This is a genomic window from Streptomyces sp. NPDC004561, from assembly GCF_053602155.1.
Genome location: NZ_JBSGDB010000663.1, coordinates 1 through 3,928, shown reverse-complemented (window position 1 = coordinate 3,928; position 3,928 = coordinate 1). Strand labels below are relative to the sequence as shown.

Below are 3,928 nucleotides of genomic sequence, written 5' to 3'. Positions count from 1 at the left end.
GAGTCGAGCAGGTCGACGGTGACCAGGTCGGCGAACTCCTCGGCGGCGAGGTCCGCCAGCTCCTCGGCGGTGCGGGCGATGTCCAGGGTGGTCCCACACGTCCGGCTCAGGGTTGCGAAGGGCCGAGATGACGAGGCCGCGTCCGGCTGTCGGTCGCCCCGCTGGTGCACCCGCTGAACCCCATGCCGGCCCGCAAGCGGCGCGCCCGGCGGGTTCTCGCGCTCCTCGACGACTGCGCCCGCGAGATCCGCGGCCTGGTCGCCGTCGCCGCCGACCCCGAGGCCTCCCACGACGCGCGGCTGGCCGCGGCCTGCTGGCGCGTGGAGGCCGCCGTCGAGGCGCTCACCACGGGTGGCGCCGAGCCCCTGCACCGGCCCGCCGAGGCACCCGCCGAACCCGCCCTGGCCCACCTCCACGGCCTGGAGCGCGCCCTCGCCGACCTGGCCGAGCCCCTGCGGGCACCCTCCGGGTCACGGCTGGTGGGCGCCTGAGCCCCTCCTGCACGCCTGAGCGATTCACGGGCCCCCTGCCCCACGGCAGGGGGCCCTGTCCGTGTCCGAACCGGAGTGAAGAACCTCCGTTCCACGCCGTCCTCTTGGTCTAGACCGCCCCTGAACGACTGCTACCGTCGGCCCCGGACTGGCTCGACCGAGAGGGGACAGCGGTGGCACAGGACGGCAGCGGCAGGCGGCGTGCGTTCGTCGGCTCGTTCACGGCGGCGGGCGGACCCGGACTGGTGACCGCCGAGGTCGCGCCACACGGCGGCGCCCTCACCCTGGTCGCCGCCGTGAACGACGTACCGGACCCGTCCTACCTCGCCCTTTCCCCGGACGGCGGGATGCTCTACGCGGTCAGCGAGACGGCCGAGGGGACCGTCGCCGCCTACCGCGTCGGCGGCGACCGGCCGGAACTCGCCGGGCCGCCCGTGCCCGTGGACGGCAGCGGGCCCACCCACCTCGGCCTGCACGCCGGGCACCTGCTCACCGCGAACTACGGCTGCGGCAGCGTCACCGCCGTGCCCGTCCGCCCCGACGGCACGCTCGCCGCCAAACCGTCCGGTCGGCTCCAGCACACCGGCTCCGGCCCGCACGACCGGCGCCAGCGCGGCCCGCACGCCCATCAGGTGCAGTCCGACCCCACCGGCCGGTGGGCGGTCAGCGTCGACCTCGGCACGGACTCGGTGCGGGTGTGCGGCCTGGAGGAGGGTGTTCTGGTCCTGCACCGCGAGTTCGCCCTGCGACCCGGCTCCGGCCCTCGCCACCTGGCCTTCCACCCGGACGGCGAGCACGCCTACGTCGTCAACGAACTCACCCCGACGGTGACGGTGTGCCGCTGGGACCCGGTGGGCGGCTCCCTGAAGCCGCTGAACGAGGTTCCCCTGCTGGCGGGCGCCCCCGCCGGCGACGCCTACCCGTCGGGCATCGTGGTCTCGCCCGACGGCCGCTTCGTGTGGACCGCCACCCGCGGCGAGGACGTCCTTTCGGTCCTCGCCGTCGAGGCGGACGGACTCCGGCTGAGCGGCGCGGTGCCCTGCGGCGGACACTGGCCACGCGCGCTGGCCGAGCGGGACGGCTTCCTCTACGCGGCCAACGAGCGCTCCGGCGACGTGAGCTGGTTCGCCGTGGACGACCGGACGGGCCTGCCCCGCTACGACGGCTCGGTCCAGGTCACCGCGGCCTCCTGCATCGTCTTCGACTGACCGTCCACGCAGGGCGGGGGCGCGTGCCGCCGACACCGGCCGACGAGGCCGGTCCCGGCGCCTTCGGGGCCTGTCCGCCTGGCGTGACGCGAAGGTCCGGTCGCCCCGTGCGCGCTGCCGAGGCCCAGCGGCTGCCGCGCCGAGCGGGCGAAGGGGGCGATCCCCGGGTCGTGCCCCGGCGGCACTGACCGTCCATGCAGGGCGGGGGAGTGTGTCGCCGACACCGGACGGCGGGGCCGCTCCCGGCGCCTTCGGGGCCGATCTGCCCGGCGTGACGCGAAGGTCCGGTCGCCGTATGTGCGCTGGCCAGGCCCACCGAATGCCGCGCCGACCTGGCGATCCTGGGGTTCTGCATGCGGCGGCCGTGTCGCCGCCCGCCGCACCATGCGGCCCCTCGACCGGCACCGGCGAATGCCAGGCGGGCTGGGCCTGGGCCGTTGGTGGCGACCCGGCCGGCGGGGCCGCTTGCGCGCGCTCCCACGGCCGTCCCCGCGCAGTCGGCGGCCGCCGGTCGCGCCGTCCGGTACCGCCGAGCGCGGGCAAGGTGAAGGGCCCGCCCCCCGAAGGGAGCGGGCCCGGGTTGTGCGGGTGTTCAGGGATCAGCGGACCGGGGTGCCCTGCGGCTGCTGGGGGGCGATGCCCAGGGCCGTCGTGTACTTGGCGAGGGCCAGCTTGCCGATCGCCGGGTAGGCGCCCAGCGCCTCGGCCGTGGCGCAGCCCGCCTCCTCGGCGGCCGCCGCGAGCAGCGCCGGGTCGATCTCCGGGCCGATCAGGTACGGCGCGAGGGCCAGCTGCTGCGAGCCGGAGGAACGCAGCTGCTCGGCGACGGAGGCGATGGAACCCTCCTGGTCCAGGGCCGCGGCCATCACCGGCACGGCCAGGCGCGCGGCGAGCAGCATGCCGGTGATCCCGGCCGCCTGCACGGCCTCGTCGCCGCCGACGGAGGCCAGGATGATGCCGTCGGCCGCCGTGGCCACGGTGAACAGCCGGGCGCGGTCGGCACGGGCCAGACCCGCCTCGGACAGGCGAACGTGCAGGGCCTCGGCGAGCAGCGGGTGCGGGCCGAGCGCGTCGGTCAGATCGGCGGCGACCCGGCTGTCCATCACGGACTGCCGGATCTGGCGCAGCAGGGCGCTGTCCGGACCGGCCAGCAGCGGGACGACCACGGCGACCGGGCCGTCGGGCTCCTTGATGCCCTCGACGCCAGCGGCGACGGCCTGCTGGTAGCGGGCCGTGCGCTCCTCGGCGGCGTGCGCGAGCACCGACCGCAGCGCGGGGAACTTGGTGTCGTCCCCGTCCAGGTATCCGATCCGCACGTCCAGGCCGGGCAGCTCGGAGCGGGCGATGCTCACGACCTCCTCGGCGAGGCTGCGGGTGGCGGCACCGGGCACGCCGGGCACCGCGAGGACGAGCGCGGGCGCGCCCTCCGGAGCCACCAGCGGTTCCGGTCGGCGGTGCCGTCCGGGCTGGCGGGGTCGCGGCATTCGTACTGGCAGGCCGGACTCGGGCCCAGTGGGGGAGCTCATGGCGTCGCATGCTACTGGCTTATTGGGCTCCCCTGTTCGGGGAGGGTGCAGGTGAGCGGTATCCGTCCTGTTTTGTCTGATGAGTTACGGCCTCGGGGCACGTGTTCCCGGCACGTGCCGGGAACATGGGACGACAAGGGGATCAATCGTCCTATGTACGGACCTCACGGTGCTTGCGCTGTGCCGACCTCCAGCATCGTCGGTTCACCCGGCAGGGTGAGCCGTCCGGCGGCGAGGTCGGTCGCCATCCGCACCGAGCCGTGCAGCGGGTCGCCCTCCGCCGGGACCTGCCGTGCGCGCGGCAGCCTGCGCGCCAACTCCTCCCGCAGCGGTACGAGGAGGGGGTCGCCCAGCTTGAACAGCCCGCCCGTGAGCGCGACCTCGGGTTCCCCGTCCGCCGGGCACACGGCCGCGGCGGAGTCGGCCATGTGCCGCGCCGCAGCCCGCAGGATGCCCGCCGCGACCGGGTCGAGCGCGGCGCACTCGGCCACCCGCGGCGCGAACGAGGCCAGCACGGCGGCCCGGTCGGTTCGTGAGTAGAGCAGACCGGGCAGCCCGCGCACCGGCCCGAACTGCTCCTCCGCGCAGGTCAGCAGCGATGCGGAGCCCTCGGTGCGGCCGTCGTGGGCACGCAGGGCCGCCTCAAGACCCGCCCGCCCGATCCAGGCGCCGCTGCCGCAGTCGCCCAGCAGATGGCCCCAGC

At 75.8% G+C, this 3,928-nt stretch carries 3 protein-coding genes and 1 pseudogene; 2 read left to right on the top strand and 2 right to left on the bottom strand.

Features of this window, described 5'->3' with window-relative positions; all coding sequences use genetic code 11:
• Positions 1-134 precede the first annotated feature (134 nt).
• Together ACWEN3_RS43085 and ACWEN3_RS43080 are read left to right on the top strand one after the other, a co-directional pair.
• Positions 135-491, top strand: a pseudogene (locus ACWEN3_RS43085) (FUSC family protein); the annotation flags it as partial.
• Positions 492-664: 173 nt separating this feature from the next.
• Positions 665-1,699: a lactonase family protein gene (locus tag ACWEN3_RS43080; protein WP_452983187.1), complete on the top strand. Its 1,035-nt coding sequence runs from the start codon at positions 665-667 to the stop codon at positions 1,697-1,699.
• 599 nt (positions 1,700-2,298) lie between these two features.
• Here ACWEN3_RS43080 and ACWEN3_RS43075 read toward each other — a convergent pair.
• Positions 2,299-3,225, bottom strand: coding sequence for a sirohydrochlorin chelatase (locus ACWEN3_RS43075; protein WP_452983185.1), 927 nt, complete (start codon positions 3,223-3,225; stop codon positions 2,299-2,301).
• Between the two features lie 164 nt (positions 3,226-3,389).
• On the bottom strand, positions 3,390-3,928 hold a 539-nt coding region (locus ACWEN3_RS43070; protein WP_452983182.1), incomplete at its 5' end, for a BadF/BadG/BcrA/BcrD ATPase family protein.

Excerpts from the sequence above, each read along its gene's own strand:
- ACWEN3_RS43075 (WP_452983185.1), bottom strand. The coding sequence starts at position 3,225 with ATGAGCTCCCCCACTGGGCCCGAGTCCGGCCTGCCAGTACGAATGCCG.